The sequence below is a fragment of the Pseudoalteromonas sp. APM04 genome (genome assembly GCF_022809815.1).
Taxonomy (GTDB): Bacteria; Pseudomonadota; Gammaproteobacteria; order Enterobacterales; family Alteromonadaceae; genus Pseudoalteromonas; species Pseudoalteromonas marina.
Genome location: NZ_CP094441.1, coordinates 1,726,022 through 1,741,550, shown reverse-complemented (window position 1 = coordinate 1,741,550; position 15,529 = coordinate 1,726,022). Strand labels below are relative to the sequence as shown.

Genomic DNA, 15,529 nt, shown 5'->3' with positions numbered 1-15,529 from the left:
ATGCCATCTAAAAAATCAAAACGCCCCAACATATTTGCATCTTTAAAACATACTGTTTTTGATAAATTTTTAAAACATAAACACCAAAAAAATTCAATTACGTTAGAGCACAACACAATCTATGTTTTGCCATCATCCCTTGGGTGGTATTTTATTATTGTGGCTATTTTAAACTTTGTAATGGGTATAAATTATCAAAATAATTTAATTTTGATCATGTCGTATCTGATGTTCGTGGTCATTGTACTAGCTGTTTTTATGGGATACAGCAATGCGAAAGGCTTAACTGTGACTTTTGATAAAGTATTACCTAGTTTTTCTCCACAACAACCCATTTTAAAATTGAACTTACATAGTAATTCAATCTGCCAATCGCTTTCTATTACCTATAACAATGATTTAAAAGCAAGTACACATCATGATGAAATTTCAAATAAATCGATTAGTAGCAGTTTACCGCTTCCGTATGAATCACGAGGTTGCTACAAATTAGAACGAATAAAAATAGCCAGTAACTATCCTTTTGGTTTGGTATCTGTATGGAGCTATTTACAAGTACAAACTAAAACTTATGTTTACCCTGCGCACGAATACGTATTAAGCGATGCACACATTTCTTCAGAAGATGAAAATACACAAAATGGAATGACAAAAAAGTCGGGAACTGAAGAGTTCGACAATCTATTAATTCATCAACCCGAAATGGGCTTAAGCAGAATATCGTGGAAACATTTCGCTAAAACAAAGCAATTATTAGTTAAAGACTTTGTAGATTTTAAAGCGACTGATGCTTTGTTTGATTTTAATTTAATGAGTGGAGCTACAGAGCAACGTCTTAGCCAGTTGTGTTATTTAGTGTGTGAAGCCACTGAGCACAACACCCCTTTCATGTTAAAACTGCCAAGCACTTTAATCAGTATTAATACTGGCCAAGCCCATAAGCAACACTGTTTAGAATGCTTAAGTTCATTTGCAGGTGAAAAGCAATGATTGAACTTAAAAATGAAAAAGTAATTAACTTCTCTTTGTGTTTTATTTACGCCTGTTTAGTTCTATTTTTTACAGCACACCTGCCACTCCCTTTTATTAGTGTATTAGCTGGCTTATTCCTATGGAATGCAGTTATTACAGCCCAAAATATCGTAAAGCCCAATGCATGGCTTGCAAACATACTAGCCGCTGGTGCTTTGGGTTTAATGATATTTACAATAGGAATGTCCGATACTGTAATATTGTTTGTGGCCATGTTGTTGTTATCAAGCTTATTTAAACTTTTACAAGCTAAAAATAAAAAGCATTATCAGGTAATTACAACCCTTACTTTTTTTTCATTGTCGTCGGTTTACTTATTTAGCCAAACTATATTTACCACTGCAGTTGTTAGCTTTTTATATGTAATAAATTTTTCAGTAATGGGTTTATTAGAATCTAAACATAATTTAAAAATAAGCGCTAAACAAAGTTCAAAGTTATTATTAATGGCGTTACCACTGGCTGTTTTTTTACTGTTGTTTTTACCAAAAATGCCTGCGTTTTGGCAATTACCCGGGCCAAAACTTGCTAAAACTGGGCTTTCTGAGCAAGTAGATCCGTTTGATATTGCTAAATTGTCTAACTCAGATGAACTAGTATTTAGAGCTACTTTTAATAATCCCCCGCCTGCAACACCTTACTATTGGCGTGCAATTATTCATGATGAATTTAATGGCAATGCATGGCTTGCGTCTGATTTTTTAAAATACAGTAACCAACAAACAAACCAAAACTTAATATCCAAAAAAAGCATACTTATTGCAAACTATTCAGTCATTGCAGAACCTGCAACGCAAAAATGGCTTTATGGCTTAACTTATTCAACCAGCAATAGTAAAAATGTAAGCGCTAATGCGCTTGGATTATTAAGGAAAAACAGTTACCAAGCAAAAAGCCTGCAATATGATGTGGCAAGTTATCAATTTTCAGTAGATTCACTTAACGAATTTGAAAGAAATAGATATACATTTTTAAGTTTAAAGCAAAATATTAAAACTAATAAGTTTGCTTTGCAGTTAAAAGAACAAGACACCAATGAGCAGGCTTTTTATGACGCATTACTAGCGTACTTTGTAGAACAAAACTTTACCTATACATTAACGCCGACCCCAATGAGTGGCGATAATACACTAGACCAATTTTTATTTGATAATAAACGTGGCTTTTGCGGGCATTATGCCAGTGCCGCTGCTTATATTTTTAGGGTTGCGGGCATACCTGCACGTGTAGTCAGTGGTTATTTAGGTGGTGAATATAATAGCGACAATAACACGCTTACTGTTCGCCAATATGACGCCCATGCTTGGGTTGAAGTATATTTACAAAATACCGGCTGGACTATTTTTGATGCCACTGCTGTTGTTGCTCCCGAGCGGTTAAATGGATCGCTTTCCCAAAACCAAGAGCTAAACGAAGAATTTAAAAATAATTTAGATTTCGGCTTAGTTAGCTTAAGTAAATTTGCAGCAATAAACTGGTTAAGGCTTGAACTAGAGCAACTAGATTATCAATGGTCTAGTTGGGTGCTTGGCTTTGATCAAGAAAAACAAAATGATTTTTTAAAATCCATCTTTGGTAATAAAAAAAGTTGGATGGTGCCTTTAGTTGTATTAATAACAGCTGGGTTAAGTTTTGCAATTTACTTTGTTTATTTAAACTGGCCAAAAACAAAACCAGTTAAACTCCCCCCTATAGTTAAAGCCTATAATGAAGTTTTTGATTGGGGAAATAAAAACAAAATTACATCGCCCGACTCTCTTAGTCCGTCACAACAACTTGATCATATGGCAAAGCAAAGACCTAACGCATCAAAGGCGCTAATAGAATTTAAACATTTATTCGAAAACAGCCGTTATGCTAACAAACCGTTTACCAAAGAGCGCAAAACCAAAGCTAAAGATCTGATAAAATTAATTAAAAGTTCAAAATAGAGAAAACTATGAATGCTGTTGTTGTTGGCGTGATTTTAATGCTTGCGCTCACCTTGGTTCGTGTCAATGTCATTGTAGCTATGACACTGTCTGCTTTAGTTGCTGGGTTAACTGCTGGTTTAGGAATAAAAGAAAGTTTAGATGCATTTAATTCGGGTTTGTCAGCAGGCGCTGAAATTGCCTTAAGTTATGCAATGCTTGGCGCATTTGCAGTTGCAATATCAAAGTCTGGTTTAACCCGCATATTAGCAGATAAATTATTAGCTAAAGTAGATGCTAGAGGGCATGGCAGCCAAACATTACTTAGTTATTTTATCTTAATGATTATATTAGCGTGCGCTATCTCATCACAAAACTTGGTGCCCGTGCACATAGCGTTCATCCCAATTTTGATCCCGCCTTTGTTGGTTGTATTTAATAAATTAAAACTCGATCGACGTGCCATCGCGTGTATTTTAACATTTGGTTTAGCTTCGTCCTACATGGTACTCCCCTATGGTTTTGGTGGGATTTACTTATATTCAATTTTACATAAAAATCTTGTAGATAACGGCCTTCAAATTGTAAATACCAGTGTACCCGTAGCAATGATTATCCCTGCGTTAGGAATGTTTATTGGCCTACTCATTGCTGTATTTTTTACTTATAAAAAACAACGTACCTATAAATCGATCACAGTTACTAACCAGAGCAACCATGAACCTATAAAAAATCCAAATAAAGTCATGTTAGTTGGCTCTTTTGCAGTTATTACCTCGTTAATTGCGCAAAATATAAGTGGCTCAATGATACTTGGCGGCTTAGTAGGCGTTATGATTTTTAGCCTATTTGGTATTGTTAAATGGGAAGAAAATGGAGACGTATTTAGTAAAGGCGTTGCCATGATGGGGTTCTAGGGATTTTCCCCTCTAAAGTAACATAAATCGCCATACTCACGATATCTAAAGGCATACAAAGGTGGGTTACTTCTCCAAAGTATGGCAAATTATGAGGTTAACTACCCCTTAAACTTAACGTAATTCCTATGGCTATAAAAAACGAACTCTCAATTCTTACCAAAGCTGAGCAGCTTGATCTATATTCTCCGCCGCTATTATCACTTGAACAGCAACGATTGTATTTTACGCCAAACGAGATCGAGTTAACAGAGTCGAAAAGTATTCGCCTAAGGAACCACCGATGTTATTTCATTGCTTTATTAGGGTATTTTAAGTCTAAGCCTGTCATTCTTTCACCTAGCTTTAACCTCATCTTTGACGATATGCAGTTTATTTCAACGCAAGTTCAAGGAGGCAAAGGGATCAGGCCTTTCAGCATAAATAAGATGCAACGTGACCGTATATATCAAAGAATACTGAGGTTATTAAACTATCAGAAATGGGACGAAAGTCTGCACTTTGCGCCGTTGTACGATCATCTTGTTATGGTCGGCAAAGCTTGGCTTGAGCCTCGTTATCTATTCGATGCAGCCGCTGAATCTCTAGCAACGCATAGAATTGCCATCCCTAAATATACTGTCTTACAAAAGCTTATCAGTCGTGTTATCCAACAGGTAAAGAAGGGGTTAAATAATAAGCTTCGTATTCATGTTTCATCTGAACTACACGAATTTCTAAATACTATTATCGATGACAAAGATGGGCTCTCCTTAAGCCAGCTTCGAGCAGGTGCAAAAAGCGTTATGGTGACAGAGCTAAAAAAAGAACTGATTGTTTATCATCAGTTACAGCCTTATACAAGACAGATTGATGATGCTGTTAAGGACTTAGCCTTATCGTCTAAAAACCAACAACACTTCGGTGAAATGGTGGATTATTATGGTAGTAAACTAAAACGCTTTAAGCGTCCACAGCAACACCTATGGTTGCTGTGTTTTCTGACTCAACGCATACGGCAAAGCTTAGAGCGACTGACTGATGGTTTTATTCATCATATCCGGAAACAACAAGAAGCTGCGCATGCGTTTGCCCAACAGGCAGTGTTTGATTCATGGAGGTCAGCTGCGGACAATGTCACCAAAGCTGCAGAATTACTCCATCTGTTTGTTGATGACAGTATCGACGATAATCAACCATTTGCAACGGTTAGGCAACAAGCATTGAGTGTAATGAATAACCAAGACATAGAAACGCTATGCCTGTACTTAAAAAAGCAAAAACGCACAGTAGAAGAATATCAATGGCAATATTATGATGATCAAAACACCTTACTTGAACAGTTATTAAGGCCCGTGTTTCTATGTCTTGAATGCCAAGCAGGTAAAGGCTCAGAAGTATTGGTGACACAGCTCAGAACCACAAAAACAGAACTATTAGCAGGTAATACATTGCAAACAATGGATAGTACACTTATCCAACAAAAACATCGTCCATGGTTACTCAACAACGATGTTGTTCATCCACAGCGATACGAATGGTTGCTTTACCGTCAACTGGCTTCTCGGCTTAATGGTCGAATTTACTTATCAAACGTCACTAAATATCGTGCGCTAGAAGACGACTTAATTGCATCGTCAATACAGTCTGATCTATTGGCATCGTCAACGTTGGAAAAGCTAAAGCAGCCGATTCAGAAGCTACTGCAAGTAAAACAAATACGCTTAGCAACATCCCTAGAAGATGTTGCTCGTCACATTGATAATGGTGATAACCGCAATGTGATCATGAAGAGCCGAAGTGGCGCACGATGGCGACTGCCAGTTAAAGGCTCCCGATCATTTGTCAACAACCCCTTCTTTAAACAGATGATCCCCGTCAGTATTGCTGATGTGTTGCGTTATGTTGAACAAGAAACCAACTTTATGCAATGCTTCGCACACGTGCTGCCAATCCAAAAACAAGTAGGCGCCAATCAGGATGATTTATTGGCTATTCTCATTGCGAATGCGACACATCGTGGCGTATATGGGATGGCACAAATATCTGATCGCAGTTATGAGCATCTAAGCACTATACAAGCTAATTATATTAGGCCTGAAACCTTGCAAGAGGCAAGTGATATCATCAATAACGCAGTAGCGGCACTCCCTATTTTCCGTCACTATCACATCCAAGAAGACGTCCTACACGCCAGTACCGATGGGCAAAAATTTGAAACTCACCTTGAGACTTTTAAAACTCGCTACTCCTCGAAATACTTCGGCACCAACAAAGGTATTACGGCCATGACGTTAGTTGCCAATCATAGTGCGTTAAATGCCCGTATAATAGGATCTAATGAGCATGAGTCCCATTATATTTACGACTTACTACAATCTAATACTAGTGATCTTAAGCCTGACGTACTCTCAACCGACACCCATGGTGTTAATCATGTTAATTATGCCTTATTGGATTTATGCGGTTATAGTTTTGCGCCTAGGTATGCTCAGTTCACCAGTGTGATCAATGACCTATTTAACGTAACTGAAAGCGACGACGGAAATACGCATCTGGCGCTGAAAAAGCCGATAAAAATGAATGTGATTGAGGAAGGCTGGCAGGATATTCAGCGTATTGTGTTATCCCTTCAAGAAAAACGCACAACACAGGCATTGCTAGTACGCAAATTATCTGGTTATCCATCTGGACACCCTATATTACAAGCATTAACGGAATATAATAGGCTCATCAAAGCCCAATATTTACTTGATTATATTGATGATGCAAGTCTGCGCCAATATGTTCAACGAGCACTGAACCGAGGCGAAGCCTGGCATTTCCTCAGGCGAGCCATTGCATCGGTCAATCGTGACCAGTTCCGCGGAAAAAACGAATCAGAAATAGTCGTTTGGAACGAGTGTGCCCGTTTGACGGCAAATGCAATTATTTACTTTAACTCGATGATCCTAAGTCATCTACTACTGCACTTTGAAGACGTTGGTGACGAGGAAAAAGCTGCAATAACTCGACAAGTATCACCCGTTGCATGGCAGAATATTAATCTAAGCGGCACTTATCAGTTCGCTAGTAACCGCAAACTACCTGATTTACAGGAAATAACTAGGCCTATTGTTCAAAATGAAGTCTAAAATGAAAGGTAACCCAGCTCCACAAGCCACTAACTGCTTGGGTTATGGCGATTTATGTTACTTTAGAGGGGAAAATCCCTAGAACCCCGTATTCGGGCAGGTTTTTTTAGTTTGCAGTTGCGGCGTGAGTTTTCGGCTTTATCGATGGCTTTTGCCGATAGTGGCTATCCTTTAGTGCTATTGAAGGGGGCCGCTTATTTAGCCTTGCACTTACCGCATGCCAAGGGGCGGCGAGTGTCTGATTTGGATTTATTAGTCCCAAAGGCCTATTTAGAGGATGCGGAGCAACGCTTATCTACCTTGGGCTGGCATCAAGATTCGGCATTAACGGCTTATGATGATCATTATTATCGCTACTGGATGCATGAGGTGCCGCCGTTGACGCATGCGGCTCGCCATATAGAACTCGACTTACACCATACGTTAGTGCCGCCAACCAGCCGGATTCGTTTGAATGATGAGGCGTTGTTTTCAGCTGTCGAGGCGGTTGAGGGTTATAGTTTTTCTGTTTTAAGCGCGCAAGATCGCTATTTACATAGCGCGGTGCATTTGCTATTGGCAATCGCCAAAAGTATAAGTAGGATTAATGCCCTCTCATCTTGCCAAGGATTAATGCCCTCTCATCTTGCCAGCTAACGCCTGCATTGGGATCAAACTCTACAACAGCGGCTGCTTGTACCTGCTCAGCACAATCCCTCTTGGGATAATCACCCATATGACGAGCCGCAGAGACGATAGGCTGATAACCGGTGCACCGACATAAATTACCCGATAACGCGGCATGAATATCGTGATCACTAGGCACAATATTTAAATCAATACCCTGTTGCAGTCGCTGCTGATACAGAGTCGCTAGCGACATCACAATACCAGGGGTACAAAATCCACATTGCGATCCATGGAAATCAATCATGGCTTGTTGCGCTGGGTGTAACGACTGTTGAGCAATACCCTGCGCAGTAAAAATATAGCGATTGTGCAGGTGCGCCATTAAGGCAATGCAGGCATTGACCGTATAGAAAGAAAGTTGACCGTTATCGAGGCTGGCAAGCATAACAGTGCATGCGCCACAGTCACCGGCTGCGCAACCTTCCTTGACGTCTGTCTGCGCCATTTGAGTGCGCAAATAATTGAGAATGGTGCACATGGGGTCAATATTCCCATCTTCGATCCATTCACCATTTAAATTAAAACGTATCACTGTCTATCCTACACTCTTGTTAAAAATACCAAGAAACTCGGGCTTAAAGCGCGCATAGCGTGATCGTTAAACGTGCGATATCACCTATAGCGACTGGGCTGATTGAAGTTTCCCGAGTAGCCGTCTTGTTTACCTTATTTTCCAGCCTGCAATTTCCTGACCAACTGGTCAAGCTTATATTTTGAAACCTCTTTCTATTCAAGAATAGATACTGGCAAGTTAATTGCTAACATCTTGTCCATCTAGTCAGCTTTTTAAAAGCTGTTGTTCTTGCACCATCAGGTTTAGCTAACGTGACATCAAGACTCGAACTGCGGGGCATCCGCAAACAATATCCCGGCTGCATTGCCAATGATGATATTCACCTTGCCGTAGCGGCGGGCGAATGCCATGCCCTGCTCGGTGAAAACGGGGCCGGTAAAAGTACCCTAATGAAAATCATCTACGGCATCGTAGCGGCCGACGCCGGTACTCTGCTGTGGGAAGGTACGCCAACTCAGATACGCAGCCCTGCACATGCCCGCGAATTGGGCATAGGCATGGTGTTTCAGCACTTTTCTTTATTCGAAACCTTAACGGTGGCAGAAAATATCGCTCTCAGCCTCCCGAAAGACCAAACCCGTAATCGCCGCGCACTCAGTGATCGTATTCGCCAAGTATCGGAACACTACGGCATGGCACTTGATCCTGATCGTTACGTGCATTCGCTATCAGTAGGAGCACGTCAACGTGTCGAAATCGTACGGTGCTTACTACAAGACATTCGCTTATTAATTTTAGACGAGCCGACATCCGTCCTTACGCCGCAAGAGGTGGAACAGCTATTCATCACCCTCAATCGCCTAAAAGCAGAAGGCTGCGCCATTTTGTTCATCTCACACAAGTTAGATGAAGTGCGTGCGTTATGTGACCAAGCGACAAAGTATAAGTAGGATTAATGCCCTCTCATCTTGAAGTATAAGTAGGATTAATGCCCTCTCATCTTGCCAATCTACAATAAAAAGCAGGCTATTGGCAATCGCCAAGTTAATATCAATCCACTAACTGAATGGGTAATATGTCTGAGCAAGTAAAAGGTCAAATGGATGACAAAATCACTATTCGTATGGAAGCTATGATTAATTCAATGACACCAGGTGAACGCCAACGTCCAGAAATTATTAAAGGCTCTCGTAAGCGTCGTATTGCGTTAGGTTCTGGTACACAGATACAAGATGTGAATAAATTACTTAAACAATTCACTCAAATGCAAAAAATGATGAAAAAAATGTCAGGCAAAGGTGGTATGCAAAAAATGATGCGTAGCATGAAAGGTATGATGCCTCCTGGCGGTGGCGGTATGGGTGGAATGTTCGGCGGTAGATAATTGCAGCTCTGAACTCATATAAAAAAGGTAGCGAAAGCTACCTTTTTGCTTTCTAAATATTCAATATAGTTAACCTCAACTCGGATTGATGGATTGAATAACTCATTGATTTATTAACATATTATGTATCTTTGTCTGGATTAAAAAAATAAAAAGTCTTAATTCTCCAGTGATTAAATTTATGTGATTATCAAGGCATTTCTATAAAACAATAGATGGTTATTGGGCGTGAAAATACAGTTTTTTTATTCCCGATAAAAACTAAGTACCTGCATCCATGCAGGCAACGACGTTAGACGGTTAAATAACAATATTAGGTATAATTGCTTATTCTGAATTCAGGTTATTTAGCTTTTTCTTTTTCAGACACATTTTTATCATGTGCGTTAAGCACTGCTTGAAGCGTTGGATAGCCTCGGATATACGAATAATCAGTGTCTTTTGCTGGTATATGACAACCTAAACAATCATTTTTATAATCTGTTGTTTGTAGCACGGGTTTATCACCAGCAGCATAAAATGCCCAGCCCCAGCCATCACCCCATAACTTACTTTCAGGAAATCTGTTCTTTTTATCTTTAATCCAAACAAACCAACCTTTAGTTTTGGTTGCATAAGAAATACGTCCAGTTGTTAAATTTTCAGTATTTGTTTCTAAAACTTCTTTTACTAATACGGCTCCATCTGGATAGCTCGCGTTTTCTTGATAATACTCTACTGTACCTGGGCTAGCATAAACGCTATGCATTTCATGTGAGCCATTTTTATCAGGAGCTAAACCTGTAAAACTGCCTAAAAACTCCCAGCTTCTAAAGTTGTCTGGTAATAGTGGTGTTCCATCAGAGGCAACAAAGTTATTTAGTGTATCAGCTGTAGATACTGTACTTGTGAATGCAAGCACTACTCCTAATAAGGCAGTGCGTGAAAAAGAGCTAATCATAATGTGGTCCTTTATTTGTTTTTGAATTACCGTACCAATATAAACCTTTTTCTCTACTTTATAAAGTTATTTTGGTATATTCATATAAAAACTAATTATGAACAGGAATTTTAGATGGCAAGACCTAGAAAGTTTGATGAAGAAACCGTACTAAATAATGCTATGTCGATTTTTTGGCAGAAAGGTTACAACGCTACATCGACTGAAGATCTTGAAAATGCGACGAAAATTCGTAGAGGTAGTTTGTATAATGCATATACAGATAAACGAACATTGTTTTTTAAAGTACTTGAATACTACGGTAAGAAAGAAATAAGTGCGGTTGTTAGTATGATGATTGATTCTAAAGTAATTACTACAGGCTACAAAAATATTTTAGAAAAAGCTATAGAACAAGGTAGTGAAAATACAATTTCTAGAGGATGCCTCTTATGTGATACAGCTAGTGAGCTTGGAGGAAAAGATAAGTCTGTTGCTGAAAAAGTTAGCGAATTATTTGCACCTATGGCTCAAGTTTTTTTTGAGCATTTCTTAACTAGCGATTTAAATAAAAATGATGAAGAAATTCTATCAAAAGTTGATGCCGTTATGTCTGGTTATATGGGCTTTAGATTAATGTGTAAATTAGGGTATACAAAGAACAGATTGAAGGCATTGGCCAAGCAACAGGTGAAGTTATTGGGTATATAGGGCAGTGAATACTACCGTTTTTGTCTTTTAATTGAGTACCCTCTATTTAGGCTAATAAATGTCATAACATTCAATAAAAAGAAAAAGGCATAACGGTTAACGCTATGCCTTTTGGGTAATAATATTAATGTTTGTGAGAGTTAAAGGTTATAACCAGACTCGTCATGATCAACTAAGTCTAACCCGTTCTCTTCACCTTCCTCATCAACACGTAAACCGTTAGTCATCAAACCAACTAATTTAAGTAATACATAAGTGACTACGGCTGTGTAAATAAGTGTTGAAACGATACCAACAGTTTGAACATAAACTTGTTCGCCCATTGTGTTAATACCATCGGCAAAACCAAAACCACTGAATACACCTAAACTTGTTGCTGACAAAATACCCGCTAAAAATGTACCTAAAATACCACCGACACCATGCACAGGGAAAACATCTAAAGAGTCATCTATACGAAGCTTTTGTTTGATAAATACTGTTGAATAATAACAAACAATACCTGCTGAAATACCTATAATTAATGCACCACCTGGTCCAACAAAGCCTGATGCTGGCGTAATAGTACCTAAACCCGCTACCATACCTGTAACAGCACCAATAACACTCGCTTTACCGAATTTTCTCCATTCAATAAAAGCCCAAGTTAATGTACCTGCAGCGGCAGAGATATGAGTTACTAACATCGCCATTGAAGCATCACCGTTAGCTGCTAGTGCACTACCACCGTTAAAACCAAACCAGCCTACCCATAACATACCAGCACCTGTTACTGTCATGGTTAAGTTATGTGGTAATAATGGGGCTGTACCAAAACCTCTACGTGGACCTAAAACCATAGCAGCAACTAAGGCAGCTGTACCTGCTGTAATATGTACAACAATACCACCTGCAAAATCATATACGCCCATTTCACTTAGCCAGCCACCGCCCCATACCCAATGAGTAACAGGTGTGTAAACAGCTAATAGCCATAAACCACTAAAAATAAGTACTGCGGAAAATTTCATGCGTTCAGCGAACCCACCTATAATTAGCGCTGGAGTTATTACTGCAAAAGTCATTTGAAATAACATAAATAAACTTTCAGGAATATCACCAGAGAGAGTTTCTTTCGTTATGCCTACCATGAATACTTTACTGAAATCACCAATAAAGGGGTTCTAGGGATTTTCCCCTCTAAAGTAACATAAATCGCCATACTCACGATATCTAAAGGCATACAAAGGTGGGTTACTTCTCCAAAGTATGGCAAATTATGAGGTTAACTACCCCTTAAACTTAACGTAATTCCTATGGCTATAAAAAACGAACTCTCAATTCTTACCAAAGCTGAGCAGCTTGATCTATATTCTCCGCCGCTATTATCACTTGAACAGCAACGATTGTATTTTACGCCAAACGAGATCGAGTTAACAGAGTCGAAAAGTATTCGCCTAAGGAACCACCGATGTTATTTCATTGCTTTATTAGGGTATTTTAAGTCTAAGCCTGTCATTCTTTCACCTAGCTTTAACCTCATCTTTGACGATATGCAGTTTATTTCAACGCAAGTTCAAGGAGGCAAAGGGATCAGGCCTTTCAGCATAAATAAGATGCAACGTGACCGTATATATCAAAGAATACTGAGGTTATTAAACTATCAGAAATGGGACGAAAGTCTGCACTTTGCGCCGTTGTACGATCATCTTGTTATGGTCGGCAAAGCTTGGCTTGAGCCTCGTTATCTATTCGATGCAGCCGCTGAATCTCTAGCAACGCATAGAATTGCCATCCCTAAATATACTGTCTTACAAAAGCTTATCAGTCGTGTTATCCAACAGGTAAAGAAGGGGTTAAATAATAAGCTTCGTATTCATGTTTCATCTGAACTACACGAATTTCTAAATACTATTATCGATGACAAAGATGGGCTCTCCTTAAGCCAGCTTCGAGCAGGTGCAAAAAGCGTTATGGTGACAGAGCTAAAAAAAGAACTGATTGTTTATCATCAGTTACAGCCTTATACAAGACAGATTGATGATGCTGTTAAGGACTTAGCCTTATCGTCTAAAAACCAACAACACTTCGGTGAAATGGTGGATTATTATGGTAGTAAACTAAAACGCTTTAAGCGTCCACAGCAACACCTATGGTTGCTGTGTTTTCTGACTCAACGCATACGGCAAAGCTTAGAGCGACTGACTGATGGTTTTATTCATCATATCCGGAAACAACAAGAAGCTGCGCATGCGTTTGCCCAACAGGCAGTGTTTGATTCATGGAGGTCAGCTGCGGACAATGTCACCAAAGCTGCAGAATTACTCCATCTGTTTGTTGATGACAGTATCGACGATAATCAACCATTTGCAACGGTTAGGCAACAAGCATTGAGTGTAATGAATAACCAAGACATAGAAACGCTATGCCTGTACTTAAAAAAGCAAAAACGCACAGTAGAAGAATATCAATGGCAATATTATGATGATCAAAACACCTTACTTGAACAGTTATTAAGGCCCGTGTTTCTATGTCTTGAATGCCAAGCAGGTAAAGGCTCAGAAGTATTGGTGACACAGCTCAGAACCACAAAAACAGAACTATTAGCAGGTAATACATTGCAAACAATGGATAGTACACTTATCCAACAAAAACATCGTCCATGGTTACTCAACAACGATGTTGTTCATCCACAGCGATACGAATGGTTGCTTTACCGTCAACTGGCTTCTCGGCTTAATGGTCGAATTTACTTATCAAACGTCACTAAATATCGTGCGCTAGAAGACGACTTAATTGCATCGTCAATACAGTCTGATCTATTGGCATCGTCAACGTTGGAAAAGCTAAAGCAGCCGATTCAGAAGCTACTGCAAGTAAAACAAATACGCTTAGCAACATCCCTAGAAGATGTTGCTCGTCACATTGATAATGGTGATAACCGCAATGTGATCATGAAGAGCCGAAGTGGCGCACGATGGCGACTGCCAGTTAAAGGCTCCCGATCATTTGTCAACAACCCCTTCTTTAAACAGATGATCCCCGTCAGTATTGCTGATGTGTTGCGTTATGTTGAACAAGAAACCAACTTTATGCAATGCTTCGCACACGTGCTGCCAATCCAAAAACAAGTAGGCGCCAATCAGGATGATTTATTGGCTATTCTCATTGCGAATGCGACACATCGTGGCGTATATGGGATGGCACAAATATCTGATCGCAGTTATGAGCATCTAAGCACTATACAAGCTAATTATATTAGGCCTGAAACCTTGCAAGAGGCAAGTGATATCATCAATAACGCAGTAGCGGCACTCCCTATTTTCCGTCACTATCACATCCAAGAAGACGTCCTACACGCCAGTACCGATGGGCAAAAATTTGAAACTCACCTTGAGACTTTTAAAACTCGCTACTCCTCGAAATACTTCGGCACCAACAAAGGTATTACGGCCATGACGTTAGTTGCCAATCATAGTGCGTTAAATGCCCGTATAATAGGATCTAATGAGCATGAGTCCCATTATATTTACGACTTACTACAATCTAATACTAGTGATCTTAAGCCTGACGTACTCTCAACCGACACCCATGGTGTTAATCATGTTAATTATGCCTTATTGGATTTATGCGGTTATAGTTTTGCGCCTAGGTATGCTCAGTTCACCAGTGTGATCAATGACCTATTTAACGTAACTGAAAGCGACGACGGAAATACGCATCTGGCGCTGAAAAAGCCGATAAAAATGAATGTGATTGAGGAAGGCTGGCAGGATATTCAGCGTATTGTGTTATCCCTTCAAGAAAAACGCACAACACAGGCATTGCTAGTACGCAAATTATCTGGTTATCCATCTGGACACCCTATATTACAAGCATTAACGGAATATAATAGGCTCATCAAAGCCCAATATTTACTTGATTATATTGATGATGCAAGTCTGCGCCAATATGTTCAACGAGCACTGAACCGAGGCGAAGCCTGGCATTTCCTCAGGCGAGCCATTGCATCGGTCAATCGTGACCAGTTCCGCGGAAAAAACGAATCAGAAATAGTCGTTTGGAACGAGTGTGCCCGTTTGACGGCAAATGCAATTATTTACTTTAACTCGATGATCCTAAGTCATCTACTACTGCACTTTGAAGACGTTGGTGACGAGGAAAAAGCTGCAATAACTCGACAAGTATCACCCGTTGCATGGCAGAATATTAATCTAAGCGGCACTTATCAGTTCGCTAGTAACCGCAAACTACCTGATTTACAGGAAATAACTAGGCCTATTGTTCAAAATGAAGTCTAAAATGAAAGGTAACCCAGCTCCACAAGCCACTAACTGCTTGGGTTATGGCGATTTATGTTACTTTAGAGGGGAAAATCCCT

At 39.5% G+C, this 15,529-nt stretch carries 9 protein-coding genes and 3 pseudogenes; 9 read left to right on the top strand and 3 right to left on the bottom strand.

The genetic code is table 11. The annotated features are described in order from the left end of the window. The 5 genes and pseudogenes from MTP24_RS08155 (at position 1) to MTP24_RS08135 (ending at position 7,608) form a co-directional block, all read left to right on the top strand. Positions 1-990 (top strand): DUF58 domain-containing protein, encoded by a 990-nt coding sequence (locus MTP24_RS08155; protein ID WP_243530469.1) that lies wholly within the window; start codon positions 1-3, stop codon positions 988-990. Beyond that, the gene (locus tag MTP24_RS08150) at positions 987-2,963 is read left to right on the top strand and encodes a DUF3488 and transglutaminase-like domain-containing protein (RefSeq protein WP_243530465.1); all 1,977 of its coding nucleotides are present in this window, start codon (positions 987-989) and stop codon (positions 2,961-2,963) included. The genes MTP24_RS08155 and MTP24_RS08150 overlap by 4 nt, the downstream gene beginning before the upstream one ends. An 8-nt stretch (positions 2,964-2,971) precedes the next feature. Further along, a pseudogene (locus MTP24_RS08145) lies at positions 2,972-3,850 on the top strand (Na+/H+ antiporter NhaC family protein); the annotation flags it as partial. A 137-nt stretch (positions 3,851-3,987) separates the two neighbouring features. Continuing rightward, positions 3,988-6,972: a Tn3 family transposase gene (locus MTP24_RS08140; protein WP_243530463.1), complete on the top strand. Its 2,985-nt coding sequence runs from the start codon at positions 3,988-3,990 to the stop codon at positions 6,970-6,972. A gap of 111 nt (positions 6,973-7,083) precedes the next feature. Then, on the top strand, positions 7,084-7,608 hold the full coding sequence (locus tag MTP24_RS08135; protein ID WP_347814582.1) for a nucleotidyltransferase family protein: 525 nt from the start codon (positions 7,084-7,086) through the stop codon (positions 7,606-7,608). Here the strand turns inward: MTP24_RS08135 and MTP24_RS08130 are convergent. Continuing rightward, positions 7,556-8,173: a 2Fe-2S iron-sulfur cluster-binding protein gene (locus tag MTP24_RS08130; RefSeq protein WP_279388981.1), complete on the bottom strand. Its 618-nt coding sequence runs from the start codon at positions 8,171-8,173 to the stop codon at positions 7,556-7,558. The genes MTP24_RS08135 and MTP24_RS08130 overlap by 53 nt on opposite strands. Positions 8,174-8,466: 293 nt before the next feature. On the opposite strand from MTP24_RS08130, the gene MTP24_RS08125 reads away from it, so the two are divergent. Both MTP24_RS08125 and MTP24_RS08120 read left to right on the top strand, forming a co-directional pair. Next, positions 8,467-9,105, top strand: coding sequence for an ATP-binding cassette domain-containing protein (locus MTP24_RS08125; RefSeq protein ID WP_243530456.1), 639 nt, complete (start codon positions 8,467-8,469; stop codon positions 9,103-9,105). Between the two features lie 116 nt (positions 9,106-9,221). Further along, positions 9,222-9,539, top strand: a pseudogene (locus MTP24_RS08120) (signal recognition particle protein); the annotation flags it as partial. Between the two features lie 343 nt (positions 9,540-9,882). Here the strand turns inward: MTP24_RS08120 and MTP24_RS08115 are convergent. Then, the gene (locus MTP24_RS08115; RefSeq protein ID WP_243530454.1) at positions 9,883-10,479 is read right to left on the bottom strand and encodes a cytochrome P460 family protein; all 597 of its coding nucleotides are present in this window, start codon (positions 10,477-10,479) and stop codon (positions 9,883-9,885) included. Between the two features lie 114 nt (positions 10,480-10,593). On the opposite strand from MTP24_RS08115, the gene MTP24_RS08110 reads away from it, so the two are divergent. After that, positions 10,594-11,169 (top strand): TetR/AcrR family transcriptional regulator, encoded by a 576-nt coding sequence (locus MTP24_RS08110; RefSeq protein ID WP_243530453.1) that lies wholly within the window; start codon positions 10,594-10,596, stop codon positions 11,167-11,169. 140 nt (positions 11,170-11,309) lie between these two features. Here the strand turns inward: MTP24_RS08110 and MTP24_RS08105 are convergent. Further along, positions 11,310-12,326, bottom strand: a pseudogene (locus tag MTP24_RS08105) (ammonium transporter); the annotation flags it as partial. Positions 12,327-12,464: 138 nt separating this feature from the next. Between MTP24_RS08105 and MTP24_RS08100 the strand changes: the two are divergent. After that, the gene (locus MTP24_RS08100) at positions 12,465-15,449 is read left to right on the top strand and encodes a Tn3 family transposase (RefSeq protein WP_243530463.1); all 2,985 of its coding nucleotides are present in this window, start codon (positions 12,465-12,467) and stop codon (positions 15,447-15,449) included. The last annotated feature ends 80 nt before the right edge of the window (positions 15,450-15,529 follow it).

Bases quoted from the DNA above. Each gene is read 5' to 3' on its own strand.
- MTP24_RS08155 (WP_243530469.1), top strand. From the start codon at position 1: ATGCCATCTAAAAAATCAAAACGCCCCAACATATTTGCATCTTTAAAA.
- MTP24_RS08150 (WP_243530465.1), top strand. From the start codon at position 987: ATGATTGAACTTAAAAATGAAAAAGTAATTAACTTCTCTTTGTGTTTT.
- MTP24_RS08140 (WP_243530463.1), top strand. From the start codon at position 3,988: ATGGCTATAAAAAACGAACTCTCAATTCTTACCAAAGCTGAGCAGCTT.
- MTP24_RS08115 (WP_243530454.1), bottom strand. From the start codon at position 10,479: ATGATTAGCTCTTTTTCACGCACTGCCTTATTAGGAGTAGTGCTTGCA.
- MTP24_RS08110 (WP_243530453.1), top strand. From the start codon at position 10,594: ATGGCAAGACCTAGAAAGTTTGATGAAGAAACCGTACTAAATAATGCT.
- MTP24_RS08100 (WP_243530463.1), top strand. From the start codon at position 12,465: ATGGCTATAAAAAACGAACTCTCAATTCTTACCAAAGCTGAGCAGCTT.